The sequence below is a fragment of the Pseudomonas fluorescens genome (assembly GCF_900215245.1).
GTDB lineage: Bacteria > Pseudomonadota > Gammaproteobacteria > Pseudomonadales > Pseudomonadaceae > Aquipseudomonas > Aquipseudomonas fluorescens.
In genome coordinates this window covers 5738392-5763772 of the sequence record NZ_LT907842.1, presented here as the reverse complement: position 1 = coordinate 5763772, position 25381 = coordinate 5738392, and the positions used below count along the sequence as shown (strand labels likewise).

The following is a 25381-nucleotide window of genomic DNA, read 5'->3' as shown; positions in this document are numbered from 1 at the left end:
TCAACGGGTGCATGACGTCAGGACTTGAACCGCCCCACCAAGCCATTCAACTCTTCCGACAGTTTGGCCAACTGCCCTGAATCATCCTGGGCAGAGTTGGCCAGGCTTTCCACCAGCCGCGCCTCGTCATAAATCTGCTGGATATGCCGGTTGATTTCCTCGGCGACGCTGTGTTGTTCCTCGGCGGCGGCGGAAATCTGCAGGTTCTGGTCGCGGATTTCATTCACCGACAACTGGATGCCCTCAAAACTGTCCCGCGCGTTTTCGATGGACGACACACTGGCCCGCGACAGGTCCATGCAGCTGTTCATCTTCTGCGTGACTTCCTCGGTCTTGCTGCCGAGGGTGCCGAGCAGTTGTTCGATTTCGCCGGTGGAATCGGAGGTGCGCTTGGCCAGCGCCCGCACTTCATCCGCCACCACGGCGAACCCACGGCCTTGATCGCCGGCCCGGGCGGCTTCAATGGCGGCGTTGAGCGCCAGCAGGTTGGTCTGTTCGGCGATCGCGCGAATCGTGCCGAGGATCTGGTTGATGCTGCGGCTGCCGGCTTCCAGTTCGACCATGGCCTGGGACGACTCGGTCAACCGCCGGCCCAGGCGATTAACGTTGTCGGTGGTGACTTCGATTTGCTGCTTGCCCTCGGCCACGCGGCGATGGCCGTTCTCGGCCGATTCCGCCGCACCGCTGCACGAACGCGCCACTTCGTTGGCGGTGGCGACCATCTCGTTGAAGGCCGTGGATACCAACTCCACCGCCTCACGCTGACGCCCGGCGGCTTCGTTCATGTTGTGCGCCACTTGGCTGTTGACCCGTGACGCGTCCTGCAAGTTGGTGGAGGCCGCACCGATGTGCTGGATCAGCTGACGGATCGCGGTGAGAAACTTGTTGAACCAGCCGGCCAGCTCGGCGGTTTCATCCTTGCCTTGTACGTGCAGCTCATGGCGCAAGTCGCCTTCACCCTCGGCGATGGACTGCAAGCCGGTACTGACCTGGCCGATCGGTTTAACGATCACCTTGGAAAACGCCGCGGCGATCAAGCCGAAAATCAGCACCAGTACCGCCACGATCACCGTGGTCAGGTAGGTCATGCGCGTGGCTGTGGCCATCACTTCGTTGTATTCGATCAACCCGACATACCGCCAGCCGAGGCCCGGCGAGGTCCACACGTTGGCCATATAGCGCACGCCATCGATCACCACTTCGGTCGAGCCCTGGGGTGTGTCCGCCAACTGCGCATAGGGCACGCCGAGGTCTTTGAGCGGCTTGAAGTTGTGCGCGGCGTTACGCGGGTCGACCAGCACCACGCCATCCTCGATCAACATCACGTAGCCGCTCTCGCCGAGCTTGATGCTTTTGAGCAATTCGGTGAGGTTTTTTAATGACACGCTGACCACGAACACGCCTTTGGCTTTGCCGGCAGCGTCGAGAAGCGCCCGCGCAGTACCGACCAGCGCCACGTCATCTTTGTCGTAATAGTAAGCGGGCGTACGCACGGTCTTGCCGGGGGAGGCCATCGCGGCCTTGTACCACGGGCGGGCGCGCGGGTCGTACTTGGCCAGCTGTGGGTCGTCGGGCCATTTGGCGTAGGTGCCGTCTTCCAGGCCAATCGACAGAATCGCCGCCGACGGGTGCGTGGCGCCGAACCGGGCAAACTGGTCGATCACCTGTTGCGCCTGCGCCGGCATCGGTTGGCTGGCAGCATTGGCCGGTTGGTAATCCTTCAGCGTGTTCACGGAAGTGTATACAGGATCAGCGGACATTTGATCGACGTTCTGCATCGTGCCATCGAAAAACTGGCGGATGTTGCCATCGATCTGGCGTATTTCGCGGGTGCTGCCATCAATGAACTGCTCAACGGCCTCGGTCCGTGTGTTCACCACAGAGATCACTGCAACCACGCTGACGGGGATAAAAGCAACGGATACAAACGCGAGCACCAGCTTATTTTTTATTTTCATCGAGACGACCATCAGCGGGGAGGGCGGCCAAATCGTCGACTCGCGGGCGAGGTACGGCGATTTGCTATCACTGCTGTTTCGGCGCGTGCCCGGAAAATCTTTAGCGATATTTTGTGTACAACAAAAATTGTTTTTGTTGTGTAAGTTCACTAGGTCATTCAGCGCGGTTTCGCTGTGCTGGAGCGCAACAGAGGCGGCCCGTAACAGCGGTTATCAACGCCAGGCTCATGTAAGCTAGGCGTGCAAGCGCCGGCAGGAAGATTGCCCAGCGACTGAGTTAACCCGCAATGGAAGCAGGTCCATGATGAAGAGAAATAAACTGGTCCCGGAGTTGATGGTGACCGATCTGAACAAGAGCCTGGCGTTCTGGGTCACGTACCTGGGGTTCAAGGTTGCCTATCAACGTCTGGAAGACGGCTTCGCCTATCTCGACCTGGATGGCGCCCAGGTGATGCTTGAGCAGGTCGACCCCCAGGCCAATCAATGGCTGACCGCTGCGTTGGATCGCCCGTTTGGGCGCGGTATCAACTTGCAGATTGATGTCACGGCGGTACGCCCGGTGATTCAACGGCTTGAGACCGCTGGCTATGCGTTGTTCAAGGCCAGCCAGGACGTGTGGTACCGGGCGGGCGAGGTCGAAGTGGGGCAGCGCGAGTTTCTGGTGCAGGACCCGGACGGCTATTTGGTGAGGCTGGTCGAGCGGCTTGGCGAACGCGTATGTAAGGCTTTTGAAGGAGGAATCACGTCCCATGCGTGAGCGAAAAGCCGCTCGGCTGCTGGTTATCAGCCCTTCGCGAAAGGTGCTTCTTTTCAGGTTCGTGCATAAAGAGGGGGCGCTGGCCGGCAGAAATTACTGGGCGACACCCGGCGGCGGCGTTGAGGCGGGAGAGACCTTCCAGGCGGCTGCACTCCGCGAGTTGCGTGAAGAGACCGGCATTGTGGTCAGCGCTGTGCAAGCGCCGGTGGCAGACCGCCGGTTTTCGCTGATGTTACCCAGTGGCGAAACCGTGTTAGCCATTGAGCAGTATTTTGTTGTTCATGCGCAAAACGAAGTCCTTTCCCGAGACGAATGGACGGTGCAAGAAGCCCAGGTCATGGCGGATCATCACTGGTGGTCCGCTGACGAGTTGCAATCGACGACGGATACGCTATGGCCGCAGGCACTGATCGACATGCTGGTGAACGCAGGCGTGTTCTAAGCGTTGGGCGCTCAGAAGAATCGGCCCGGCTGACAGGGCAGCAGCAGGTCGCAGGCCGCGTCGCCCATGATCTGCTCACTGGCCAGGCGGCCGACAACGGCCGCGAGCGCCACGCCGGGGTGCATGGTGCACACGTACGCACCGCCGATGGAGGGCAGGTAGCCGATCACCGGCAAGCCATCCACCGCGATGGGCCTGAGCCCGACACAGGCGGTGTGGGGTTCGAGTGAGCCGACTCCCTCAAGTTCGCTGTGAATCGCCTTAGCCGTACGCCGCGCGATGGCCAGCGGCTGATTGTGCGGCCCATCGCCCAGGTAGTCCTCCGCCGCCAACAACCCGCCATCGGCGCTTTGTCGCACCTCCATCACGGCGTTGGAGATAAGGGTGTGCACGCAGCCGGGCGTTGCCGCGTAACGAATGAATACAGACGGCGACGCCTGGATGGGTACGGGCAGCCCGAGCAAACCCGTCAGTGCCTGGATGGCCGTTCCGGCAGCCAGGACGACCACGTCAACCTCCAGCATGCCTGTTGAGGTGTCGACGCCGGTGACCTGGTCGTTCAGCGTTCTGAAACCGCGCACACGCGTTTGCGTGAGCACCTTCGCGCCATGGGCCCTGGCGCCTGCGATCAATACGTGGGTGGCTTGCACAGCGTCCAGCGCGCCTTCTTCGGCTTTGAACAGGGCGTGCTCTGGTGGGTGCCTCAAGGTCGGCTCAAGCTCGGCAACCCGTGCGCGAGGCACCTGTGTTGCCCGCGAGGCGTGAGCGCTGGCCGGCAATGCTTCATCGGTGCCCGCGCCGTAGCATAAAGCGCCGGTCCAGTGTATGTGCAGGTCAGGTAGCTCACGTTCCAGGCGCCGAAACTCGCTGATGGCGGCACGGCGCAAGGGCGCAATCGGGTCGGGCGCGCTGTGTGAAGTGTTGATCCAGGCAAACGACGTCGCGGTCACACCGCAAGCGATTTCACCGGCTTCCACCACGGTAACATTCGCCCCTTTGCTTGCCAGGTGATACGCCAATGATGCGCCGACCATGCCGGCGCCAATGACGACGATTCGCTTGCCAGCGCCCTTACTCATCGGCCTCTCCGGGTTAACTACGGGCCAACAGATCGCCTGTCTCTACAACCGTGGCGTAATCCATCGCCAGGTTACTCAGCGACAGCGCATGCACGTCCTCGGCGGGCCAAAGGCGGCCGGACAAGTCGGTTTGATCAAACGTGTAGCAGGCATCCGCCGCGACTATCACCTCAAAGCCCAGGTTGCCGCCGGAGCGTGCCGTAGACTCGACAGAATTATTGGTGATCACCCCAACGACCACCAATTGTTTAATCGCACGGACCTGCAGCCAGCGCTCCAGGCCTGTGGCCGTGAACGCATCCGGAACGTTTTTTTCCAGCACGTGCTCCTGCTTGAGCGGTGCGAGTGCGGGCTGGAATTCACAGCCCGGCTGGCCGGGCCAAAAGACCGAACCCGGCGAGCGAGACATATGCCGGACATGCACGATGGGGCGTTGCGCCTGCCGCCACGCGTGCAGCAGCTGCTGAATCTGCAACTCGGCCTGCGGATTGTTGCGTCGCCCCAGCTTGGGATCGCGCATGCCCTGTTGCATGTCGATGATGATCAGCGCGGCGTTGCTGTCTAACGGTTCCATGGCGCGTTCCTGGGCTGGCGAGGAGCGAAACATAGCAGCGATTGCCGGTGCGATGGAATGCGCCGTGTGTCAGCGCAGCTTTTCCAGCATCTGGTAGTACCACATGCCCACCGCCAGCATCGGGTTGCCGAACACATCGCCCAGCGGCACCTTGATGTGCTTGCACCCGGCAAAGGTGTCGAACGCTGACAGCGTGCCGGTCAGCGCTTCAGCCATGATCTCGCCCATGATGTGGCTGGTGGCGATGCCGTGTCCGGAGTAGCCCTGGCAGTACCAGACGTTGTCGGAGAGTTTGCCCAACTGCGGGATGCGGTTCATCACAATGCCCATCGCGCAGCTCCACTGGAACTCGATGGCCACGCCTTTGAGTGCCGGGAACGTGCGCTCGATGCACGGGCGCAACTCGGCTGCGATGTCGCGTGAGTCTCGCCCGGAATAATGGGCGCCGCCCCCGAACAGCAGCCGCCCATCACCCGTCAGGCGGTAGTAATCGAGGACGAACCGACAATCGTACACCGCCAAATCCTGCGGGTTGATCTGCTGTGCCAGTTCGCCCAGTGGCGCCGTGGTGACAATCCCGCCCATCGCCGGGAATATCTTGCCTTTGAGTTGCCTGGGTTCCAGTCGGTGGTACACATCGCCGGCCAGCAGCACTTGGCGTGCGTCGATCCGGCCGTGTGCCGTCAGCACGGCGGGGCGCTCGCCATGCACGATTTGCAGTACCTCGGAGTTCTCGAAAATCAACGCGCCGAGGCTGTGTGCCGCGCGTGCTTCGCCCAGGCACAGATTGAGTGGGTGCAGGTGCAGGTTGCGCGTGTTTTTCAGCGCGCCCAGGTACAGCGTGCTGTCCAGGTGCTGCCGCACCGCCGTCTGATCGAGCAGGCTGACGTGCTCGCCCATGCCGCGCCGTTGTGCTTCAGCGTGAAAGGCGCGCAGTTCGGTCAGGTGCGAGGGTTTCATCGCCGCATGCAGGTGACCGTGCTTGAGGTCGCAGGCAATCGCGTATCTGTTGACCCGCTGCTCGATGATTTCATGGCCGCGCCAGCGCAGGTGCCAGATGAAATCGTCGACCTCATCGCCCAGGCGCTTGCGCATTTGTGCGCGCATGGCTTCGTCACCCGACAGGCTGCCGGTGACTTGCCCGCCATTGCGGCCACTGGCGCCCCAGCCGATACGGTGGGTGTCGACAATCGCCACTTTGAGCCCGCGCTCGGCGAGTTCCACCGCGCTGGCGACACCGGTGAAGCCGCCGCCGATAATCACCACGTCGACGCTGACCTGGCCTTGCAAGGTCGGGTATTGAGTGGTGTCGTTGAGGCTGGCGGTGTAATACGAGGCATTGCGCTGGGCAGCGCAGATGACGGGGCGCATGGCTGCGGTCATGGGGGTGATCCTTCTGATAAATGAATGCCGGCGAGGCGTATTCGACTTGAATCAGAGGCGGGTGTCGGGCGGGCGCGCATGGCGGCAATGCCACAGCGCCCAGAAGGCCAGGATGATATGGACCAGAGGGTTTTCGCAGGGGCGCGCCTGCACCTTCGGGAAGGAAGGCAGCAGGTGACCACGGATCAAGCGCAGGAGCGAAATCATGGGCACCGATGCTCCCATCGTGTATCGGTGCGATCAATCGTCGTTTGTGAACCTTCAGTTATAAATGGGTTAAACAATCAGGGTGGATTGAGCGACTTCACGTAGGCGCAAAACATCGCCGCCATGCCGTCGGCGTAAACCTCAATCTCGGCGGCGCTGCGTGGGCTGCCGGAAAATTCCTTACCCACGCAAGTGAGGGTGCCGAGGATCAGCTCGCACGCCAGTGCGCGGCTCGCCGGTGGTGCGTCGGGCAGCAATTGCAGCATGAAGTCTTCAAAGGCGCGCTGGCCGGCTGCACGCACTTGCGCGGCTTCGGGCGCGTCGCGGTACAGCGGCGCGGCGTCATTCAGCGCCACGCGCATCAGCGCTTCCTCGCACTCCGAATGGATAAAGGCATGCACCAGGGTGCGCAGGCGCGTCAGCGCTGGCACCTCGGTTTCATCGAGAATGTCGCGCAGCATCTGTGTGGTCTGCTGCCACTCATCACTCTGCAGCCGGAACAGGATTGCGGCCTTGTTGGGGAAGTATTGGTACACCGAACCGACACTCACACCGGCCTTTTCCGCCACCCGTGCGGTGGTGAAACGGGAGGCACCTTCCTTGGCCAAAACCTGAATAGCCGCTTCAAGGATCGCCGCTACCAGCTCGGTGGAGCGCGCCTGTTGTGGCTGTTTGCGTGAGGAAATACGCGGTGTCTGGCGGGTTGTCATGCTGGGCTCCGGCAGCGGGGCGAACGCGAATAGCGAAGGCGATGAATCACTCGCATACTTTTAATGCGACGAATTAATCGCATTCTAGTCCCGACCACACGGAAATCCATCATGACCACCCTGACTACTGCGCCCTTGGCGCCCTTGATCGAATGCCTCTACCAACAAGCGGGCGCTGCCACCAGCCCGAGCCTGAACGGCGTCAGCGACGAAGAGCGCGACCGCCTGATGCACAGCAAAACCGACTACGTGGCGCTCTACACGATGCTTAAGGATTTGTGGCTGCCGGTTTCCCGCGACACCGGCAACCTGCTCTACCTGCTCGCGCGCAGCACCCAAGCAAAGGCTATCGTCGAGTTCGGCACGTCGTTCGGCCTGTCCACGTTGTTCCTGGCCGCCGCCCTGCGTGACAACGGCGGTGGAGTGTTGATCGGCAGCGAGTTTGAGCCGTCGAAGATTGCCCTGGCCCGTGAGCATTTCATCGCAGGCGGCGTGAGTGATCTGATCGAAATCCGAGAAGGGGATGCGCTGGTCACGTTGGCCACGCACCTGCCGGAAGTGGTCGACCTGCTGCTGCTCGACGGTGCCAAGGCGCTGTATGGCGAGGTGCTGAACTGCGTGGAAAAACACTTGCGGCCCGGTGCGCTGGTGGTGGCTGACAACACCAACTACTGCCCGGAATACCTGGCCCATGTGCGCTCGCCGCAGAACGGCTACCTGTCGGTGCCGTTTGCCGATGACCTCGAGCTGTCGATCCGCCTGTGCTGACGGCCCGCCGCGCTCAGCGTTTGCTGAACGCCAAGCGCGCGGCAAACAACACAAAGACCATGCCAGTGGTGCGGTCCAGCCACTGGATGACGTTCTCCCGACGCAGTAAACCCGACAGGGGCCGGGTGGCCGCAATCAACGCCAGCGACCACGCCAGGCCGAGCACCACGTGAATGCTCACCAGACCGAAGGTCCAGGCAATCAACGCATGCCCTTGGGGGATGAATTGCGGCAGGAACGACACGTAGAAAATCCCCACCTTGGGGTTCAACACATTGCCCAGCATGCCCTTCAGAAACCAGTTGCCACCCGGCTTGCCGTCGGCCTCGGCGGGTGACAGTGAACGGCGCGGGCGCAGCAGCATGTTCAACCCCAGCCACGCCAGGTACGCCGCGCCGCAATACTTGAGCAGGTTGTACGCCAGCTCCGACACCGCGATCAACGCGCCCAGCCCAAAGGCCACGGCCGCGCCCCACAACAAACAGCCGGCGTTGATGCCCAGCGTGGCATGCAGCGCCTGGCGTTTGCCTTCGACCGTGGCGGTGCGTAATACCAATGCGGTATCAAGCCCGGGTGTCAGTGTGAGCACGGTGGCGGCGAAGGTGAAGGCGAGGAGGTTATCGGCGATGGACATGGGCGAATGTCTTTAATCAGAGGTGGATGGACGTTAGCACCGATCGGCAGGCAATTCTGAAAACCCTGAGACTTCCCGCTGAAAATCCTCATAATAGCGGCCAATTTGTTTAGCTCGTTATTCTGGTGTGCCCGCATGGAAATTAAGGTCAACTTTCTCGACAACCTTCGGCTTGAAGCCAAGTTCGATGACTTCACGGTGATTGCCGACCAGCCGATCCGCTACAAAGGCGACGGTTCGGCCCCGGGTCCGTTCGATTACTTCCTGGCTTCGTCGGCGTTGTGTGCGGCGTACTTTGTGAAGCTGTACTGCGAAACGCGCAATATCCCCACGGACAATATTCGGCTGTCGCAAAACAACATCGTTGATCCGGAAAACCGCTACAACCAGATCTTCAAAATTCAGGTCGAGTTGCCGGCGGACATCTCCGACAAGGATCGCCAGGGCATCCTGCGTTCCATCGACCGTTGCACGGTAAAGAAAGTCGTGCAGGCCGGGCCGGAATTTGTCATCGAAGAGGTGGAAAACCTCGACGCCGATGCCCAGGCGCTGTTGATGCCCGGCTCGACCTCCGACGCGGGCACCTACATCGCGGGCAAGGACCTGCCGCTGGAGCAGACCATCGCCAACATGTCCGGCATCCTGGCTGGCCTGGGCATGAAAATTGAAATCGCCTCGTGGCGCAACATCGTGCCTAACGTGTGGTCGCTGCATATCCGCGATGCGCACTCGCCGATGTGCTTTACCAACGGCAAGGGCGCGACCAAGGAAGGCGCACTGGCGTCGGCGTTGGGCGAGTTTATCGAGCGGCTCAATTGCAACTTCTTCTACAACGATCAGTTCTGGGGTGAAGAACTGGCCAACGCGCCGTTCGTGCATTACCCGGATGAGCGCTGGTTCCAGCCGGGCCGTAACGATGAGCTGCCAACGGAGATCCTCGACGCCTACTGCCTGAAGATCTACAACCGCGACGGCGAACTGCGTGGCTCGCACCTGTTCGACACCAACTCCGGCAACGAAGCGCGCGGCATTGTCTCGCTGCCGTTTGTACGCCAGTCCGATGGCGAGGTGGTGTACTTCCCGTCCAACCTGATCGAAAACCTCTACCTCAGCAACGGCATGAGCGCGGGCAATACCCTGGCCGAAGCCCAGGTGCAGTGCCTGTCGGAAATTTTCGAACGCGCGGTAAAACGCGAAATCATCGAAGGCGAATTCGCGCTGCCGGACGTGCCTGCCGAGGTACTGGCCAAGTACCCGGGAATTCTGGCCGGCATTCAAGGCCTGGAAGCCCAGGGCTTCCCGGTATTGGTCAAGGACGCGTCCCTGGGCGGTGAATTCCCGGTGATGTGCGTGACCCTGATGAACCCGCGCACCGGCGGCGTATTCGCTTCGTTTGGCGCGCACCCGAGCCTGGAAGTGGCGCTGGAGCGCAGCCTCACCGAATTGCTCCAGGGGCGCAGTTTCGAAGGCTTGAACGACTTGCCGCAACCGACCTTTGAAGGCCACGCGGTCACCGAGCCGAACAACTTCGTCGAGCACTTTATCGACTCCAGCGGTGTGGTGTCGTGGCGCTTCTTCAGTGCCCAGTCCGATTACGCGTTCGTCGAGTGGGACTTCTCGGGCCAGGGTGAGAACTCGAATGCCGAAGAAGCTGCGACCCTGTTCGGTATTCTCGAAGGTATGGGCAAAGAATCCTACATGGCCGTGTACGAGCACCTTGGCGCTACCGCCTGCCGCATCCTGGTGCCGGACTACTCGGAAATTTACCCGGTGGACGACCTGATCTGGGACAACACCAACAAGGCGCTGTTTTTCCGCGCCGACATCCTCAACCTGCACAGCCTGGACGATGACGAACTCAAGGCATTGGTCGAGCGCCTGGTGGAAAGCGAGCTGGACGACTACACCGACATCACCACTTTGATCGGCATCGAGTTCGACGACAACACTGCATGGGGTCAACTGACCATCCTGGAGTTGAAGCTGCTGATCTACCTCGCCTTGCAGCAGTATGAAGAGGCCAAAGAGTGCGTGGAAATGTTCCTGCAGTACAACGACAACACTGCCGATCGCGGCCTGTTCTACCAGGCGGTGAATGCGGTGTTGGAGATGCACCTGGACGAGGACCTGGTGCTGGCAGACTACGAAGCCAACTTCCGCCGCATGTTTGGTAACGAGCGGATGGACGCGGTAATCGGCTCGGTGAATGGCACGGTGCGCTTCCATGGCTTGACGCCGACCAGCCTGAAGCTGGAAGGGCTGGACCGGCATTTGCGCTTAATCGAGAGCTACAAAAAACTGCACGCCGCACGCGCCACCATCACCTCGGCCTGACGCTAAGCCAACGGTGGGAGCGGGGCTTGCCCGCGAAGGCGTTGGGTCAGTTGATACATCAGTTGACTGACACGGCGCTTTCGCGAGCAAGCCCGCTCCCACACTTGACCGAGTGTTGCCGTTGGATCAGCGCCAACGCCAAACCGGCAGTTGCCATCATCACCTCAGCCTGATGCTAAACCAACGGTGGGAGCGGGCTTGCTCGCGAAGGCGTTGGGTCAGTTGATACACCAATTGACTGACACGGCGCTTTCGCGAGCAAGCCCGCTCCCACACTTGACCGAGTGTTGCCGTTGGATCAGCGCCAACGCCAAACCGGCAGTTGCCATCATCACTCCAGCCTGACGCTAAACCAACGGTGGGAGCGGGCTTGCTCGCGAAGGCGTTGGGTCAGTTGATACACCAGTTGACTGACACGGCGCTTTCGCGAGCAAGCCCGCTCCCACACTTGACCGAGTATTGCCGTTGGATCAGCGCCAACGCCAAACCGGCAGCTGCCACTATCACCTCGGCCTGACGCTAAGCCAACGGTGGGAGCGGGGCTTGCTCGCGAAGGCGTTGGGTCAGTTGATACATCAGTGGACTGACACGGCGCTTTCGCGAGCAAGCCCGCTCCCACACTTGACCGAGTGTTGCCGTTGGATCAGCGCCAACGCCAAACCGGCAGTTGCCATCATCACCTCAGCCTGATGCTAAACCAACGGTGGGAGCGGGCTTGCTCGCGAAGGCGTTGGGTCAGTTGATACATCAGTTGACTGACACGGCGCTTTCGCGAGCAAGCCCGCTCCCACACTTGACCGAGTGTTGCCGTTGGATCAGCGCCAACGCCAAACCGGCAGTTGCCATCATCACCTCAGCTTGATGCTAAACCAACGGTGGGAGCGGGCTTGCTCGCGAAGGCGTTGGGTCAGTTGATACACCAGTTGACTGACACGGCGCTTTCGCGAGCAAGCCCGCTCCCACACTTGACCGAGTATTGCCGTTGGATCAGCGCCAACGCCAAACCGGCAGTTGCCATCATCACCTCAGCCTGATGCTAAACCAACGGTGGGAGCGGGCTTGCTCGCGAAGGCGTTGGGTCAGTTGATACACCAGTTGACTGACACGGCGCTTTCGCGAGCAAGCCCGCTCCCACACTTGACCGAGTGTTGCCGTTGGATCAGCGCCAACGCCAAACCGGCAGTTGCCATCATCACTCCAGCCTGACGCTAAACCAACGGTGGGAGCGGGCTATTCATGGTTCGACGATCGGGTTAGATACGCGCCAACGCCTGGGCCAGGTCGGCCCTTAGATCCTCCACATCCTCAACCCCCACCGACAATCGCACCAACCCATCACCAATGCCCAACTGCGCCCGCGTCGCTGCGGGGATGCTGGCATGGGTCATGATCGCCGGGTGTTCGATCAGGCTTTCCACGCCGCCGAGGCTCTCGGCCAGGGCGAAGATCGTGACATTCTCCAGAAAGCGCGTAGCGCCAGCCAGGTCTGTGTTCAAGTCCACTGAAATCATCCCGCCAAACCCGCGCATTTGCCGACGCGCCAGCGCGTGTTGCGGGTGCGACGCCAGGCCCGGGTAGTACACCCGTGACACTTGCGGCTGTTGTTCCAGCCAGGTCGCCAGGTCCAGGGCGTTGCTGCAATGGCGCTCCATGCGCAGTGCCAGGGTTTTCACGCCGCGCAGGGTTAAAAAGGCATCGAACGGGCCCGCGATGGCGCCGACCGAGTTTTGCAGGAAGCCCAGGCGCTCGGCCAGGTCCGGGTTGTGGCCGACGATGGCGATGCCGCCGATCACGTCGGAGTGGCCGTTGAGGTATTTGGTGGTCGAGTGCACCACGATGTCGACCCCCAATTCCAGCGGGCGTTGAATCCACGGGCTGGCGAACGTATTGTCAGCCACGCAGAGGATGCCACGCTCACGGCAGATCCGCGCGATGGCGCTGAGGTCGGTGAGGCTCAGCAGCGGGTTGCTCGGGGTTTCGACCCAGACCATGCGCGTGTCGTCCTGCAACGCCGCTTCGAACGCCGCCAGGTCTGTCAGGTCGACAAAGCTGAAACGGTGCCCGGCGCTGCGTTGGCGCACCTTGTCGAACAGGCGGAAGGTGCCACCGTACAGGTCGTTGCCGGACACCACATGCGCACCGGCATCCAGCAGTTCCAGCACGGTGGAAATCGCGGCCAGCCCGGACGCGAAGGCGAACGCCTGGCTGCCGCCCTCAAGGTTGGCGACGCAGCGCTCCAGGGCAAAACGCGTCGGGTTGTGCGAGCGACCGTAATCAAAGCCCTTGTGCACGCCGGGGCTGTCTTGCAGGTAGGTGGAGTTGGCATAGATCGGCGGCATCAGCGCTCCCGTGGTCGGGTCGGGTGATTGCCCGGCGTGGATCACGCGGGTGGCAAAGGCGCTTTTATCGGGCTGACTCATGCAAGGGATCTCCGTAGGTGATTGAGCAAGTCGACGCGGGTTATCAGGCCGTGGAAGCCCGCCGCGTCGGCGATGATGGCGACCAGGCCGCGATCGAGTTCCGCCTGCAATTGGGCGAGGCTGGCGCCGGGGGCGAGGGTGTGCACGGTGGCGGTCATGGCGCTGGCGACGGTCATGGAGAAGTCCGCGGCGTCATTGTGCAGGCCCAGCAGGATGTCGGACTCATCGATCACCCCCACCAGTTGCTGGCCGTCCACCAGCACCGGCAGCTGGGAAACGTCCGCCAGGCGCATGCGCTGGAAGGCGGTGAGCAAGGTGTCGTCGGGGCTGACGCTGATCACCCGGCCGTCTTCGAAACGGCGTGCGATCAGGTCGCGCAAGTCGCCGTAGTGTTTGTATTGGAGCAGGCCCGCGTCCTTCATCCATTGGTCGTTGTAGACCTTCGACAAGTAGCGCGTGCCGGTGTCACAGACGAAGGTGACCACCCGTTTCGGTGTGGTTTGTTCGCGGCAATAGCGCAGGGCGGCGGCCAGCAGGGTGCCGGTGGACGAGCCGCCCAGGATACCTTCGGCCTTGAGTAACTGGCGGGCGTGGTCGAAGCTTTCTTCATCGCTGATGGAGTAGGCGTGACGCACGCTGGAAAGGTCGGCTATCGATGGAATGAAGTCTTCGCCGATGCCTTCCACCGCCCACGACCCTGGCGTGTCCAGCTGGCCGCTGCGGCTGTATTCAGCCATTACCGAGCCCACCGGGTCGGCCAGCACCATGGCCAGGTCCGGTTGCACCCGCTTGAAGAAGCGTGTCAGGCCGGTGAGGGTGCCGGCCGAACCGACACCCACCACAATCGCGTCCACATCATGCTGGGTTTGCGCCCAGATCTCCGGGGCGGTGCTGGTTTCGTGGGCGAGCGGGTTGGCCGGGTTGTTGAACTGGTCGGCGAAGAATGCATCGGGAATGTCCTTGGCCAGGCGCGCGGCAACATCCTGGTAATACTCGGGGTGGCCCTTGCCGACGTCGGAGCGGGTGATATGCACTTCGGCGCCCATCGCCTTCAAGTGCAGCACTTTTTCAGTGGACATCTTGTCGGGCACCACCAGCACCACGCGGTAGCCTTTGGCCCGGCCCACCAGCGCCAGGCCCAGCCCGGTGTTGCCGGCAGTGGCTTCAATGAGGGTGCCGCCGGGGCGCAAACGGCCGTCGCGTTCGGCGGCGTCGATCATGGCCAGGCCGATACGGTCCTTGATCGAGCCGCCAGGGTTTTGCGATTCAAGTTTGAGAAACAGCGTGCACAGGCCTGTATCAAAACGGCTGACCTTGACCAACGGCGTGTTGCCGATCAGCTCCAGTACGGCGGGGCGGGAAAGCGTGGGCATGTCATCACCTGGGCACGGATTAGGTGTAAGGGAGGCACAGCAGAAATGCACAGCATGGCTTGGAACATAGGCCGGGATCGCGCCGGTCGCAACCGGGCGGTCCGCTGGATGTCTTTTTTTGGCGCATGAGCCGGGTCGGCTCTTTACAGCCGCTGGCGTAATGCCTGCTGTACCCGTGCACTGGCGGCTTGCATCGGCGCCCGCAGCTCACTGCCGATTAACCCTTCAAGGGCCAGCGCAGCCTTGACCGGCGCCGGGTTGGGCTCCATAAACAGAGTGTTGATCAGTGGCAGTAACGTGAAAAAAGTCGCCCGGGCCTCGACGAGCTGGTTATCCCGCACCTGCTGGCACAGCGCCACAAAGTCTGCAGTCTGCACATGCGCCGAGGCCGCAATCGCACCGCTGGCACCCAGGCACAACGCGTTGAAAATCTGCATGTCTTCGCCACACAACACCGCCACCTCGCCACTGGCGATCAGCGCCAGGGTATTGGCCAGGTTACCGCCACAATCCTTGATAGCGACGATTCGCGGGTGCTTGATGATGCTCAGCAACGTGGCCTGTTCGAAGGTCACGCCCGTGCGGTAGGGAATGTCGTAGAGAATGATCGGCACGCCGGACGCATCGGCGACGGTGTGGAAAAACGCTTCAAGGCCCGCCTGCGAAGGGCGGATGTAGCTCGGCGCCGGCACCAGCAGGCCGGCCACCGGGCGCGTGAGGATCTCGCGCTGAAACTGCAGCAGTTCTATCTGGTTGTTGCCCGACAGGCCCATCACCACGCGGTGCGCCGGGACCTGCTGCAACACGGCATCCAGCACCGCCAGCTGTTCGGAACGACTCAACGAGGCGGCTTCTCCGGTCGTGGTGCAGACCATGATCCCGGCCACGTGCTTGTCGAGCAAATGGCTGATCAGCCGGCGCAGGCCGATAAAATCGATGGCGCCGTCATGAAACGGCGTGACCACGGGAACCCAGATATCTTGAAACGATGACATGCACTTTCTCCTGATAGTTGACCGCTGGAGTCACCGTCAGAAGGGCCTAGGCAATTGTGCAAAGAGGAGGGAGGTCCGTCGCGCTCAATGTCCAGTCAGCTCATCTGACGGGACAGCGCGCCCCGGTCACATGAGCGACTGTTTCTTCGATTTGAGGGTGTGCGCAACGCACGCTTGCGCCTTGGCAATCAAGCCAATGACGGAAACGTTAGCGAAAGACGATGCGGACATGAGGTAACACACCCTGAATAAGGCCTCCATCTTCAGGGCGTGTGACTGAATGTGTCAACCCCGCTGCAGCTGCGTCCGCACAAATTCTGCGACCTCGGCGGCCAACTCCGCATCTTCCGGCGCGCCCATGAAACCGCCATGGGGCATCGCCTCGAACACATGCAGCACCGCCGGCACCCGCGCCTGGCGCAAGGCGCGGTGCAGGCGCACGGTGTTGGACAGGAACAGGTCCCGCGTGCCGCTTTGCAGGAAGGTCGGCGGGAAGCCGGGTGCAAAATCGCCAAACAGTGGCGACAGGTACGGGTGAGTCAGGTCGGCGCCGTTGGCGTATAGCAGGTTGGTGCCCATCAACGGGTTAGGCAGTATCACGTCGACGGTCCGGTTGACCTGGAAACTGTCACCGGACTCGGTCAGGTCCACCTCCGGTGACAGCAGCACCAGCGCCGCCGGGAGTGGCAAACCTTCATCACGGGCGCGCAACACCAGGGCCGCCGCGAGGTTGCCGCCGGCCGAACGCCCGCCAATCACGATGTGTTCTGCGGCGTGGTGCTGCAGCACATGCCGGTAGGTGGCCATGCAGTCATCCAGCGCGGCCGGGTAAGGATGCTCGGGTGGCATGCGGTAATCGATGCCGTAGCAGAGCATGTTGTGCAAATCGGCCTGCTTGCCTGCGGCGATGCGGCAGTTTTCCCCGCCACCGAAGACCAGCGCGCCGCCGTGCAGGTCGATGTAGGCAAACTCACTCTCAGTCGCCGGTGTGGCCACGTGCACAGTGGCATTTTCTACGGTGATGGTGTGCAGGCTGGCGCGCAGGGCGGCCGCCTGCCCGGCGTTGACACTGGCGTAGTGCTCGGCAACGGCGGCTTGCAGGCGGCGCCAGCCGTCGTGGTCGTCGGGCGCGGGCATGGCGTGCAGCGCGTTGAGCGGCACGCCGTCCGCGCCAACCAGGCGTTGCAGGGTCGCTTGGGCTTCAGGGCTGATCGACTGCGGGACCGGGACAGTGCGTGCTTCAAGTTTGACGCCGTGGTTCATGGGCCTACCGCTCGCGTTTGACGACTTGGGGCGGTAAGGATGCCAGAACGCCGATGTCTGTGGGAGCGCTCACGCCCGCGCCCACCCGCGATCTTTGCAGGCCTTCAGCGCCCGGCCACGGCGGCCTCGATGGCGGCAATGTCGATTTTGCTCATGGTCATCATCGCGTCAAACGCACGCTTGGCCGTCGCCGGGTCGGGATGGGTCACCGCAGCGCTCAGCACGCGCGGCGTTATCTGCCAGGACAACCCCCACTTGTCCTGGCACCAGCCGCAGGCACTGGCCTGGCCGCCGTTTTGGATAATGGCGTGCCAATAGCGGTCGGTTTCCGCTTGGTCATCTGTCGCCACCTGGAATGAAAACGCCTGAGTGTGTGGAAACGCCGGCCCACCATTCAGGCCCAGGCAGGGGATGCCCAGGACCGTGAATTCGACGGTCAACACGTCGCCTTGTTTACCGTTGGGATAGTCGCCAGGGGCATGGTGTACTGCCTTCACGGCGCTGTCCGGGAAGGTCTGGGCATAGAACGTCGCGGCTTCCAGCGCGGTGCCGTTGAACCACAGGCACAGCGTATTTTTGTTGTTCATTTTGGGTCTCCACGGTGTGTTATCCAGCTAGCTGCTGCTGAATCGACGCCTTATCGATCACTGACCAGACGTGCGCGATTTTGCCGTCGACGCATTCATAGAATACGTTCTCATCGAAGCTCACCGTCCTGCCATTGATCGGCAGCCCGAAAAACTCACCCCTGGGGCTGACCCTGAAATTCAAGCGGCTGGCGAGGGTGGGCGGGTCGGCGACCAACAGTTGGATGCGAAACACCAGGTCGGGGATTTCACGGAAATCCCGTTCCAGCATGGCGCGGTAACCGGCGAGGCCGATCGGGCGGGCGTTGTAGGTGACATCCGGATGGACGAAGTGGCCCAGCCGGTCCCAGTCCTCACGGTTCAGGCAAGCGATGTAGCCCTGGTAGAAGTTGGCGAGTTCGGTTTTGGTCATCAATGCGCACTCCGTAATAGGCGATACGGCTCAGGCCCGGCGTGCCATTAACAACACCGTTGCTGCCGCCGACAACAGCCCCGCACAGCAGCGATTGAACATCCGCTGGCCACGTGGCTCGGCGAACCAACGGCGCATGTGCAGGCCCATATAGGCGTAGGCGCTGATGGCGATCCATTCGAGCATCAGAAACATCGCGCCCAGCAGTGCGAACTGTGGCGTGATCGGTTGGCCGGGCACCACGAACTGCGGGAGGAACGCAGTGAAGATCAGGATGGCTTTCGGGTTGCCCGCCGCCACCAGAAACTCCTGACGCGCCAATGCCCACAATCCCACCTTGGCCGTAGCCGCTTCAGGCTGCGCCGCCGGATTAGCCCGCCACAACTGCAACGCCAGATAAAACAGGTACGCCGCCCCCAGTATCTTGAGCGCGTAAAACAACAGCTCCGAGGTTTGCAGCACCACCGCCAGGCCGGCTGAGGCGAGGGCGATCATGCCCGCGAAGGCCAGCAAGCGGCCAATGCCGGCGAGGCAAGAGGTGCGATAGCCATAGCGCGTGGCGTTGCTGACGGACAGCAAATTGTTCGGTCCGGGCGCCATGTTCAGGGCAAAGCAGGCCGGGAGGAAGAGGCAGAGGGTGGCAAAGTCCATGTGTGCTCCGATAGCGACTCGGGTTGAGGTGCTCACAAGCGTAAGAGAAGGGCAGGCGTGATAACAACCGAGGCATTCAGTGCCGCGGGGCCCGCGCCGAGCAAGTGCGGCGGGCCCCGCGTGGGCTGCGATCAGCGCTTCATCGCCTCGCAGGCGTTGCGCAAGGTGCTGTCGCGAATGTTGCTACAGCTTTGGCCACTGGTTTTGCCTTCGCAATACGCGCGTTGGTGGCTGTCAGCGATGTTGCCGCAACCGGCATAGGCGTGGGCACTCACCATCACTCACAGTGCGATACCTAGGCCTCACTCAGGTGAACACGATTTCGTAAGGCTCGCGCATGCGCTCCAGCAAATCCTGGGCGAGTATCGGCGCCAGCCCGATTTCCGGGTCGCCGTCCAATTGGCTGGCATACGCATGGGCGGCGTGCAGTTTGCGGGCGACGCTCCAGGTGTCCAGGCGAATTTTACGCGCGCGTTGCCAAGGGATCACCGAGCCTTCGCGCGCCGGCCAGTGCCACGCCCAGACCGGCAGCTCGTACAGGCGCGCGCCGGTCAGTGTGCAGGCTTTGGCACTGGCGCGGCCAACGGCGTCATGGTCATCGTTGCCGTCGTGGCGCCAGGTGGTGAAGACCACATCACTGGGTTGCAGGTAGCGCGCAATAAACTGGCTCAGTGGCTGCTCGCGGACGCCGAGGGCGTTGTCACAAAAGCCGCCACGAATCCACTTCAGGCTGTGTAACGGCATCCCCAGGCGCCGCAGTGCCTCGGCGCTTTCCTGCGGGCGAATCACGCTCAGGCGGCTCGCCGGCCACAGGTTAGAGCCTGGATGGCTGGCGCTGCCATCAGTGATGGAGATCAACAGCAGGGGGTATTCAAGGGTGCTGAGCAGTTGCAGCAAGCCCCCGCAGGCCAATACCTCGTCACCCGGATGGGGGGCGATAACCACCACTCGCGCCCCGCGGGGCACCAGTGAAGAGGGGTTGATGGCGGGGATTTGCGCCAGCTGGGGCGCACTGTTCCAGATTTGCGCAGGGCCGCGACGGCCCTCGCTTAAGGAGGCAGGCTTCATGAATAGTACGTCCTTGTGGATTGATGCTGGGTCGTGCCCTCTGCGGAGACGACTTCTTATAATCAGCTGTCTTGTTTCACCGCAGGCTCCGCTGCGGTGAACGGCGGCCATCCAACCCTGGATGGCAGCAAGGCGGTTTCAGCATAGACAAGGATTCGGCGCTTTTACATCGTGCAATGTCGATTTTTTCAAGTGGCCTGCATCAGGCTTTTCAAATAATCGCCAAAACCGCCTTGGGCGCGGCAGTCCAGGCGCGCGCTGGTAGTGACCTGCGGCGTGTGGCTCCAAGCGATGGATGCGCCGCACCGCTCCAGGTTGCGCACCAGTTGCACATCTTCGTGGCAGGCCAGCGGCTCGAAGCCACCGGACTGCACATAGGCGCCCGCACTGATACCCAGGTTGGCACCGTGGATATGGCGATGGCCGTCGCGAGCCTCATAGGCCTGGTGGTAGCGAATTTGCGCCGCAGGGCCGAAGCCCTGGCTCCAGGCGTCGACGGTCACGGTGCCACACACCGCGTCGGTGCCCAGCGCCAATTGCGCCACCAACCAGTCGGGGGCGACACGGCTATCGGCGTCCGTACACGAAATCCAGCGCACGCCTTGATTGAGTAAATGCCGCGCACCCACCCCACGCGCGTGCCCGACATTGCGCGCGTGTACCGGCAGGCACTGCACCGGATACGCCTGGGCAATCGCCGCACTGCCATCGCTGCAGCTGTCGAGCACCGCGAGGATCTGCACGGGTTCACCGAGTAATCCGGGGTGGCTTGCAGCAATCATTGCGGCGTTGAGGCACTCGGCCAGCAACGCTTCTTCGTTATGTACCGGGATCAGAATGCCGATCATCGCAAGCCCTCATGGCTGGCGACCGAGGTGCCGTCACGGCTCCACAGGTCGAGTAGGAAATCACTTTCGTGATGGTGCACGACGTGGGGCATGTCCAGTCGCTGTTGCAGTACCGCATGTACCTGTTCGGCGGTGTGCGGGCAGCCCTCGATCATGGGTCGCCAGTGACAGGCGAGCAACTGCCCGTTGTCCGTCAGTGAAGCGAGGACGCAGTCAATCAGACGGTGCAAGTCATCGGCGTCGAGGTAGTAGCACAGCTCGCTCAGCACGATGAGTTCGAACCGGCCTGTCGGCCATTGGTCGGGCAGGCGGCCCTGGTAGACCTGGGCGTGGGGGAACTCCAGCAAGCGGGTTTTCGCCAGCGCGACGGCGGCAGCGGCGGTGTCGCAGCACACCAGGCGCTCACAACGTAGCGCTAACTCGGCACTCAGTTCGCCGTTGGCGCAACCGGGTTCAAAAATCGAGGCATAGCGGGGGCGGGTCAGCAGCGCGCCGGTCAGCGCGCGTTTGCGTTGCTCGTACCAGCGGTGGCGAAAGGCCCAGGGGTCGTCATTGCCCGCGAACAGTTGATCAAAATACGGCGTGGCCACACTCATACAAACACCACTTCAAAAGGTTGCAGCAAGCGCTCCACTACATAGGGCGCCAGCACCGGCGCAAGACCGATTTGCGGGTCACCCTCCAACTGGCTGGCAAAGGCGTGAATCGCGTGCCGCTTGCGCGCCACCGCTTCGGGCGTCAGCAGCAGTTTGCGGGCACGGTGCCATGGCACCTGGCTGTCCTCGGGGGTTGCCCAGTGCCAGGTCCAGACCGGCAACTCGTAGAGGGTTGCGCCCACCGCGAGGGCGGCCTTTGCACTGGCCCGGCCGACGGCTTCATGGTCGCAGTGACCGTCTTCGCGCCAAGTGGTGAACACCACATCGGTGGGCTTGAGGTAGCGTTGGATAAACGCACTCAGCGCCTCTTCTCGTTCCGCCACCTTGCTGTCGGTGAACCCCGCGCGCAGCCAGATTAAACTGTGCAGCGGCACGCCCAGGCGGTGCAGGGCCTGCGCCGATTCCTGCGGGCGTATCACGCCCAGACGCGCCACCGGCCAACGGGTGGAGCCAGGATGGCTGGCGCTGCCGTCGGTCACGGAAATCAACTGCAGCGGCCGGCCCAGCGCCGCCAAACCCTGCAGCAAGCCACCACAGCCGAGCACTTCGTCGTCCGGGTGCGGGGCGATGATCACAGCGCGATGCCCTGCGGGCACCAACTGTTCAATGCTGATGTGTGGCAGCTCGGCCATATGAGAGGAGGCTTGCCACTGATGCAGCGGCGTACCCTGGCCGACGATCGGGTTGGGTTTCACAACAGCCACCTCCCTGTAGGTTGTTCGAGCACCAGCTCGCCCAAGGCGGCCAGGTCACGTTCGGCGTGGCTCTGGCGCACATAGACCGGCAAGTCCGCCATCAACTGCGCGAAGTGCGCGTCTTTGCAATACGGCCCCGCACCGACCGCGCGCCCCACATGGCGGATCACCTGCTCGACGGTATCTTCGATGCAGGCGCGTGCCTGTTGGGCCAGCGGCCGAGCATTCGCCCGAGGTTCGCGGTCGATCTGCTCAGCGGCATCACGCAGCACACAGGCCGCACTGTTGAGCAGGCTGTCGACCGCGCCCAAATGGCCGAGGGCATGCGGTTCGGGCCGCTTGCTGCATTGCTCGCGCAGCACCTCGGCCAAGCGTTGGGCGCCGCCATACCAGCACGCCGCGATGCCGACGCCACCCTGCCAGAAGCCCGGGCGCGACAAGTAATCGCCCGGGCCGCCGACTGCGATGCCGCGTGCCGAGTCGAAGACGATTTCGACGCTGGCGGTTGCCGCCATACCGACCGCGCTCCACCCTTCGTCCGTCACCTTCACGCCAGGCTGGTCCATTTCTACCGCGACCAGTTGCTGATGATGGTCTTCGTCCCAGGCCGTCAATAAGCCATGGCTGACCACGGCCGCGCCGGAACACCAGGCTTTACGCCCATCGACAATTAGCCGATGGCCGTCACGGCGCACGTGAACCTTAGCGGTGGGTGGCTCGGCGGCCCACATGCCCCAAACGCTGCCCAGGGGCGGCAAGGGGCTGTCGAGTTCCGCGATGATCGCCAACGCATCGGTGTGGCCTTCGAACAGCTTGCACAGGCGCAGGTCATGCCCTGCCACCTGTGCCAGCCGGCTGAAGCGCTCCAACGTCTGGCCGCTGCCAGGCAACGGCAGTTGGTCCAGGCCTTCCTCCTGAAGCGCCCTCAGGGCAGCCCCCAGCGCCTGCGTATTCGCATAGCTGCGGTTGCCTTGAAGGAATCCATGCAGGGCCATTTCACACCTCGTCGTGCTGCAGTTCGAACAGCAACAGCGAGCGCCCAGTGACAGCGTACTCATGTTCGAAATCAAAGCGTTCCTGGCCACGCACCGCCGTGTCGTTGGTATCGAGCATGCAGGTCCAGAACTCGCCCTCAGGCACTGGCGGCAGGCGGAAATTCACCATGTCGTGGTGGGCATTGACCACCAGCAGCAAGGTCGCATCGCCACCCGGGCGACGAATCCCGGTTTCCTGGGCGCGGCCATCCATCAACATGCCCAGGCAGCGACCGTGGCTGTCTTCCCATTGTTCAGTGCTCATCTCGTTGCCATCCGGCGCAAGCCAGGTGACATCCTTGACGCCGATATCTTCGTTGTAATCACCCACGAGGAAGCGGCCGCGACGCAGGATCGGATAGGCCATGCGCAACTTGATCAGGCGTTTTACAAACTTGAGCAGCGCCTTGCCGTCGTCGTCCAAATCCCAGTTGACCCAGCCGATCTCGCTGTCCTGGCAATAGGCATTGTTGTTGCCGTGCTGGGTGCGTGCGAATTCGTCGCCGGCCACCAGCATCGGCGTGCCTTGGGCCAACAGCAGGGTGGCGAAGAAGTTACGCATCTGGCGCAGGCGCAGTGCGTTGATCTCCGGGTCGTCGGTGGGGCCTTCGACGCCATGGTTCCAGGACAGGTTGTTGTTGCTGCCGTCCTGGTTGTCCTCGTCGTTGGCTTCGTTGTGTTTGTCGTTGTACGACACCAGGTCGTGCAGGGTGAAACCGTCGTGGGCGGTGATGAAGTTCACCGAGCTGTAAGGCCGGCGCCCGCGATGGTTGAACATTTCCCCGGAGGCGGTCATGCGCCCGGCGAAGTCCGCCAACTGGCCGTCATCACCTTTCCAGAAGGCGCGCACGGTGTCGCGGAAGCGGTCGTTCCACTCCACCCAACCTGGCGGGAAATTCCCCACTTGATAGCCGCCGGGGCCGCAGTCCCAGGGCTCGGCGATCATTTTCAGCTGGCGCAGCACCGGGTCCTGGCGGCAGGCCACGAGGAAGCTGTGGCGCTCGTCGAAGCCGTCGCGGTAGCGGCCGAGAATCGTCGCCAGGTCAAAGCGGAAACCGTCGACGTGCATCTCGGTGGCCCAGTAACGCAGGGAGTCGGTGACCATCTGCAGTACGCACGGGTGGCTCAAGTCCAGGGTATTGCCGGTGCCGGAGTCGTTGATGTAGAAGCGCTTGTCGTCAGGCATCAGCCGGTAGTACGAAGCGTTGTCGATGCCGCGCATTGACAGGGTCGGGCCGCGTTCGTTGCCCTCGGCGGTGTGGTTGTAGACCACGTCGAGGATCACCTCCAGCTTGGCTTCGTGCAGGTGCGCGACCATTTCCTTGAACTCGGCGATTTTGCCGCTGGCCAGGTAGCGCGGGTCCGGCGCGAAGAAGGCGATGCTGTTATAGCCCCAATAGTTGGTCATGCCTTTTTGCAGCAGGTGCTGGTCGTTGACGAATGCATGCACCGGCAGCAGTTCCACCGACGACACGCCCAGCTGGCGGATATGCTTGAGCACATCCTCTTCCATCAGCCCGGCGCAGGTGCCACGCACCGACTCGCCCACCGAAGGGTGACGCATGCTGATGCCGCGCAAGTGGGTTTCATAGATGATCGTGCGATCCCATGGCACGCGCACCGGCTGGTCGTTGCCCCAGGTGTGCGCCGGGTCGATGACTTTGCACTTGGGCACGAAGGGCGCGCTGTCGCGTTCGTCGAAACTGAGGTCGTCGTCCGGGTGGCCGATGGTGTAGCCGAACAGGGCTTCGGACCATTTGAGTTCGCCCACCAGCTGTTTGGCATAGGGGTCGATCAGCAATTTGTTGTGGTTGAAGCGGTGGCCGTTGGCCGGGTCGTAAGCACCGTACACGCGGTAGCCGTAAATCAGCCCAGGATGGGCGTCGGGCAAGTAGCCATGAAAGGTCTCGTCGGTGTATTCGGGCAGTTCGATGCGTTCCAGTTCCACTTCGCCAGTGTCGTCGAACAGGCACAGTTCGACTTTTGTGGCGTGGGCCGAGAACAGCGCGAAGTTAACGCCCAAGCCGTCCCAGGTGGCGCCGAGGGGGAAGGGCAAACCTTCACGAATCCGCGACGGCTCGTTTTCCGGCGTCGGTTGGGTGTTGTCGGGCTTGCTCATTGAGTTGCTCCTGCAAAGGGTCTTTTTTCGGGCCGAGCGCGACCGTGCCGACGATCGTTCAGCTGACGCAGTGGAAAGTGAAAATGACCTCCCGCCGACAACGCGGAAGGAGGCTCATTAGACAAAGTGGCTTAAGGCTTGGGCTTCTTCGGTGCTGCCGGCTTTTTAGCCGCCGGGGGCGCCGGTTTGCCGGCGGCCGGGGCCGCAGGCTTGGGTTTTGGCGCAGGCTTGGGGGCGGTTTTCGGTTTGGCGGCGGGCTTGGGCTTGCTCGGCGTCAGCGCTTCGGCTTCGGCCAGTTTGCGGGCCATTTCCCAATGACGCGCGTCCTCCCCATGGGGTTTGCCTTCAGACTCCCAGATCTGATGCGCTAACTCGCGAATGCGTTTGTCTTCAGTACTCATCACAATGCTCCTC

The 25381-nt window shown here is 62.2% G+C and carries 26 protein-coding genes and 1 pseudogene; 4 read left to right on the top strand and 23 right to left on the bottom strand.

All coding sequences use genetic code 11. The features are described 5' to 3' along the window. Positions 1 to 17: 17 nt before the first annotated feature. Complete coding sequence (locus CPH89_RS31020) at positions 18 to 722, bottom strand: methyl-accepting chemotaxis protein (RefSeq protein WP_408634345.1); 705 nt, start codon at positions 720 to 722, stop codon at positions 18 to 20. Positions 723 to 920: 198 nt separating this feature from the next. Further along, positions 921 to 1778, bottom strand: a pseudogene (locus CPH89_RS31015) (cache domain-containing protein); the annotation flags it as partial. Between the two features lie 481 nt (positions 1779 to 2259). On the opposite strand from CPH89_RS31015, the gene CPH89_RS26615 reads away from it, so the two are divergent. Further along, positions 2260 to 2715 carry a bleomycin resistance protein gene (locus tag CPH89_RS26615; protein WP_053255842.1) on the top strand — a complete coding sequence of 152 codons (456 nt, stop codon included), beginning with the start codon at positions 2260 to 2262 and terminating at the stop codon, positions 2713 to 2715. Beyond that, positions 2708 to 3157: an NUDIX hydrolase gene (locus tag CPH89_RS26610; RefSeq protein WP_053255843.1), complete on the top strand. Its 450-nt coding sequence runs from the start codon at positions 2708 to 2710 to the stop codon at positions 3155 to 3157. The genes CPH89_RS26615 and CPH89_RS26610 overlap by 8 nt, the downstream gene beginning before the upstream one ends. 11 nt (positions 3158 to 3168) lie before the next feature. Here the strand turns inward: CPH89_RS26610 and CPH89_RS26605 are convergent, their stop codons facing one another. The 5 genes from CPH89_RS26605 to CPH89_RS26590 all read right to left on the bottom strand — a co-directional run bounded on the left by CPH89_RS26605 (position 3169) and on the right by CPH89_RS26590 (position 7110). Then, complete coding sequence (locus CPH89_RS26605; protein ID WP_053255844.1) at positions 3169 to 4236, bottom strand: NAD(P)/FAD-dependent oxidoreductase; 1068 nt, start codon at positions 4234 to 4236, stop codon at positions 3169 to 3171. Positions 4237 to 4249: 13 nt separating this feature from the next. Continuing rightward, positions 4250 to 4810: a cysteine hydrolase family protein gene (locus CPH89_RS26600; RefSeq protein WP_053255845.1), complete on the bottom strand. Its 561-nt coding sequence runs from the start codon at positions 4808 to 4810 to the stop codon at positions 4250 to 4252. Between the two features lie 69 nt (positions 4811 to 4879). After that, positions 4880 to 6193 (bottom strand): NAD(P)/FAD-dependent oxidoreductase, encoded by a 1314-nt coding sequence (locus tag CPH89_RS26595; protein WP_053255846.1) that lies wholly within the window; start codon positions 6191 to 6193, stop codon positions 4880 to 4882. 51 nt (positions 6194 to 6244) lie between these two features. Next, entirely contained in the window at positions 6245 to 6400 is a 156-nt protein-coding gene (locus CPH89_RS30480) for a hypothetical protein (protein WP_167422766.1), read from the bottom strand. 77 nt (positions 6401 to 6477) lie between these two features. After that, positions 6478 to 7110: a TetR/AcrR family transcriptional regulator gene (locus tag CPH89_RS26590; protein ID WP_053255847.1), complete on the bottom strand. Its 633-nt coding sequence runs from the start codon at positions 7108 to 7110 to the stop codon at positions 6478 to 6480. Positions 7111 to 7221: 111 nt separating this feature from the next. Between CPH89_RS26590 and CPH89_RS26585 the strand changes: the two genes are divergently transcribed. Further along, positions 7222 to 7878 (top strand): O-methyltransferase, encoded by a 657-nt coding sequence (locus CPH89_RS26585; RefSeq protein ID WP_053255848.1) that lies wholly within the window; start codon positions 7222 to 7224, stop codon positions 7876 to 7878. A 13-nt stretch (positions 7879 to 7891) separates the two neighbouring features. Here CPH89_RS26585 and CPH89_RS26580 read toward each other — a convergent pair whose 3' ends face one another. Further along, complete coding sequence (locus tag CPH89_RS26580; RefSeq protein WP_053255849.1) at positions 7892 to 8512, bottom strand: LysE family translocator; 621 nt, start codon at positions 8510 to 8512, stop codon at positions 7892 to 7894. 135 nt (positions 8513 to 8647) lie between these two features. Here CPH89_RS26580 and CPH89_RS26575 point away from each other — a divergent pair, with 135 nt between their 5' ends. Continuing rightward, positions 8648 to 10846 (top strand): OsmC domain/YcaO domain-containing protein, encoded by a 2199-nt coding sequence (locus CPH89_RS26575; RefSeq protein WP_053255850.1) that lies wholly within the window; start codon positions 8648 to 8650, stop codon positions 10844 to 10846. Between the two features lie 1253 nt (positions 10847 to 12099). Here CPH89_RS26575 and CPH89_RS26570 read toward each other — a convergent pair. From CPH89_RS26570 to CPH89_RS26505, 15 genes are all read right to left on the bottom strand, one after another. Then, a complete protein-coding gene (locus CPH89_RS26570) occupies positions 12100 to 13266 on the bottom strand; it encodes a cystathionine gamma-synthase (protein ID WP_053255851.1) in 1167 nt (388 codons plus the stop codon). Continuing rightward, positions 13263 to 14639 (bottom strand): pyridoxal-phosphate dependent enzyme, encoded by a 1377-nt coding sequence (locus CPH89_RS26565; protein WP_053255852.1) that lies wholly within the window; start codon positions 14637 to 14639, stop codon positions 13263 to 13265. Before CPH89_RS26565 ends, CPH89_RS26570 begins: the two co-directional genes overlap by 4 nt. Before the next feature lie 143 nt (positions 14640 to 14782). Further along, positions 14783 to 15634, bottom strand: a complete 852-nt coding sequence (dapA, locus tag CPH89_RS26560) for a 4-hydroxy-tetrahydrodipicolinate synthase (RefSeq protein WP_053255853.1) — start codon at positions 15632 to 15634, stop codon at positions 14783 to 14785. Positions 15635 to 15919: 285 nt separating this feature from the next. Continuing rightward, on the bottom strand, positions 15920 to 16897 hold the full coding sequence (locus CPH89_RS26555) for an alpha/beta hydrolase (protein ID WP_053255855.1): 978 nt from the start codon (positions 16895 to 16897) through the stop codon (positions 15920 to 15922). A gap of 104 nt (positions 16898 to 17001) precedes the next feature. Then, complete coding sequence (locus CPH89_RS26550) at positions 17002 to 17484, bottom strand: VOC family protein (RefSeq protein WP_053255856.1); 483 nt, start codon at positions 17482 to 17484, stop codon at positions 17002 to 17004. A 19-nt stretch (positions 17485 to 17503) separates the two neighbouring features. Further along, positions 17504 to 17896 (bottom strand): ester cyclase, encoded by a 393-nt coding sequence (locus CPH89_RS26545; RefSeq protein WP_053255857.1) that lies wholly within the window; start codon positions 17894 to 17896, stop codon positions 17504 to 17506. A gap of 30 nt (positions 17897 to 17926) precedes the next feature. Continuing rightward, positions 17927 to 18547 carry a LysE family translocator gene (locus CPH89_RS26540; protein WP_053255858.1) on the bottom strand — a complete coding sequence of 207 codons (621 nt, stop codon included), beginning with the start codon at positions 18545 to 18547 and terminating at the stop codon, positions 17927 to 17929. A gap of 131 nt (positions 18548 to 18678) precedes the next feature. Further along, positions 18679 to 18822 (bottom strand): hypothetical protein, encoded by a 144-nt coding sequence (locus CPH89_RS30305; protein ID WP_155512285.1) that lies wholly within the window; start codon positions 18820 to 18822, stop codon positions 18679 to 18681. A gap of 31 nt (positions 18823 to 18853) precedes the next feature. Beyond that, positions 18854 to 19615, bottom strand: coding sequence for a PIG-L deacetylase family protein (locus CPH89_RS26535; protein ID WP_053255859.1), 762 nt, complete (start codon positions 19613 to 19615; stop codon positions 18854 to 18856). Positions 19616 to 19803: 188 nt separating this feature from the next. Continuing rightward, a complete protein-coding gene (locus tag CPH89_RS26530; RefSeq protein WP_053255860.1) occupies positions 19804 to 20463 on the bottom strand; it encodes a glycosyltransferase family 2 protein in 660 nt (219 codons plus the stop codon). Then, positions 20460 to 21059 (bottom strand): SAM-dependent methyltransferase, encoded by a 600-nt coding sequence (locus CPH89_RS26525; RefSeq protein ID WP_053255861.1) that lies wholly within the window; start codon positions 21057 to 21059, stop codon positions 20460 to 20462. Before CPH89_RS26525 ends, CPH89_RS26530 begins: the two co-directional genes overlap by 4 nt. Beyond that, positions 21056 to 21814, bottom strand: coding sequence for a PIG-L deacetylase family protein (locus CPH89_RS26520; protein ID WP_053255862.1), 759 nt, complete (start codon positions 21812 to 21814; stop codon positions 21056 to 21058). Before CPH89_RS26520 ends, CPH89_RS26525 begins: the two co-directional genes overlap by 4 nt. Next, positions 21811 to 22809, bottom strand: a complete 999-nt coding sequence (locus CPH89_RS26515; RefSeq protein ID WP_053255863.1) for an acyl-CoA dehydrogenase family protein — start codon at positions 22807 to 22809, stop codon at positions 21811 to 21813. The genes CPH89_RS26520 and CPH89_RS26515 overlap by 4 nt, the downstream gene beginning before the upstream one ends. Position 22810: 1 nt before the next feature. Beyond that, entirely contained in the window at positions 22811 to 24967 is a 2157-nt protein-coding gene (gene glgX / locus CPH89_RS26510) for a glycogen debranching protein GlgX (protein WP_053255864.1), read from the bottom strand. Positions 24968 to 25098: 131 nt separating this feature from the next. Continuing rightward, positions 25099 to 25368, bottom strand: a complete 270-nt coding sequence (locus CPH89_RS26505; protein WP_053255865.1) for a DUF2934 domain-containing protein — start codon at positions 25366 to 25368, stop codon at positions 25099 to 25101. Between the last annotated feature and the right edge of the window lie 13 nt (positions 25369 to 25381).

Coding starts and splice junctions, on each gene's coding strand:
- CPH89_RS31020 (WP_408634345.1), bottom strand. CDS start 722: ATGGTCGCCACCGCCAACGAAGTGGCGCGTTCGTGCAGCGGTGCGGCG.
- CPH89_RS26615 (WP_053255842.1), top strand. CDS start 2,260: ATGATGAAGAGAAATAAACTGGTCCCGGAGTTGATGGTGACCGATCTG.
- CPH89_RS26610 (WP_053255843.1), top strand. CDS start 2,708: ATGCGTGAGCGAAAAGCCGCTCGGCTGCTGGTTATCAGCCCTTCGCGA.
- CPH89_RS26605 (WP_053255844.1), bottom strand. CDS start 4,236: ATGAGTAAGGGCGCTGGCAAGCGAATCGTCGTCATTGGCGCCGGCATG.
- CPH89_RS26600 (WP_053255845.1), bottom strand. CDS start 4,810: ATGGAACCGTTAGACAGCAACGCCGCGCTGATCATCATCGACATGCAA.
- CPH89_RS26595 (WP_053255846.1), bottom strand. CDS start 6,193: ATGACCGCAGCCATGCGCCCCGTCATCTGCGCTGCCCAGCGCAATGCC.
- CPH89_RS30480 (WP_167422766.1), bottom strand. CDS start 6,400: ATGATTTCGCTCCTGCGCTTGATCCGTGGTCACCTGCTGCCTTCCTTC.
- CPH89_RS26590 (WP_053255847.1), bottom strand. CDS start 7,110: ATGACAACCCGCCAGACACCGCGTATTTCCTCACGCAAACAGCCACAA.
- CPH89_RS26585 (WP_053255848.1), top strand. CDS start 7,222: ATGACCACCCTGACTACTGCGCCCTTGGCGCCCTTGATCGAATGCCTC.
- CPH89_RS26580 (WP_053255849.1), bottom strand. CDS start 8,512: ATGTCCATCGCCGATAACCTCCTCGCCTTCACCTTCGCCGCCACCGTG.
- CPH89_RS26575 (WP_053255850.1), top strand. CDS start 8,648: ATGGAAATTAAGGTCAACTTTCTCGACAACCTTCGGCTTGAAGCCAAG.
- CPH89_RS26570 (WP_053255851.1), bottom strand. CDS start 13,266: ATGAGTCAGCCCGATAAAAGCGCCTTTGCCACCCGCGTGATCCACGCC.
- CPH89_RS26565 (WP_053255852.1), bottom strand. CDS start 14,639: ATGCCCACGCTTTCCCGCCCCGCCGTACTGGAGCTGATCGGCAACACG.
- dapA (WP_053255853.1), bottom strand. CDS start 15,634: ATGTCATCGTTTCAAGATATCTGGGTTCCCGTGGTCACGCCGTTTCAT.
- CPH89_RS26555 (WP_053255855.1), bottom strand. CDS start 16,897: ATGAACCACGGCGTCAAACTTGAAGCACGCACTGTCCCGGTCCCGCAG.
- CPH89_RS26550 (WP_053255856.1), bottom strand. CDS start 17,484: ATGAACAACAAAAATACGCTGTGCCTGTGGTTCAACGGCACCGCGCTG.
- CPH89_RS26545 (WP_053255857.1), bottom strand. CDS start 17,896: ATGACCAAAACCGAACTCGCCAACTTCTACCAGGGCTACATCGCTTGC.
- CPH89_RS26540 (WP_053255858.1), bottom strand. CDS start 18,547: ATGGACTTTGCCACCCTCTGCCTCTTCCTCCCGGCCTGCTTTGCCCTG.
- CPH89_RS26535 (WP_053255859.1), bottom strand. CDS start 19,615: ATGAAGCCTGCCTCCTTAAGCGAGGGCCGTCGCGGCCCTGCGCAAATC.
- CPH89_RS26530 (WP_053255860.1), bottom strand. CDS start 20,463: ATGATCGGCATTCTGATCCCGGTACATAACGAAGAAGCGTTGCTGGCC.
- CPH89_RS26525 (WP_053255861.1), bottom strand. CDS start 21,059: ATGAGTGTGGCCACGCCGTATTTTGATCAACTGTTCGCGGGCAATGAC.
- CPH89_RS26515 (WP_053255863.1), bottom strand. CDS start 22,809: ATGGCCCTGCATGGATTCCTTCAAGGCAACCGCAGCTATGCGAATACG.
- glgX (WP_053255864.1), bottom strand. CDS start 24,967: ATGAGCAAGCCCGACAACACCCAACCGACGCCGGAAAACGAGCCGTCG.
- CPH89_RS26505 (WP_053255865.1), bottom strand. CDS start 25,368: ATGAGTACTGAAGACAAACGCATTCGCGAGTTAGCGCATCAGATCTGG.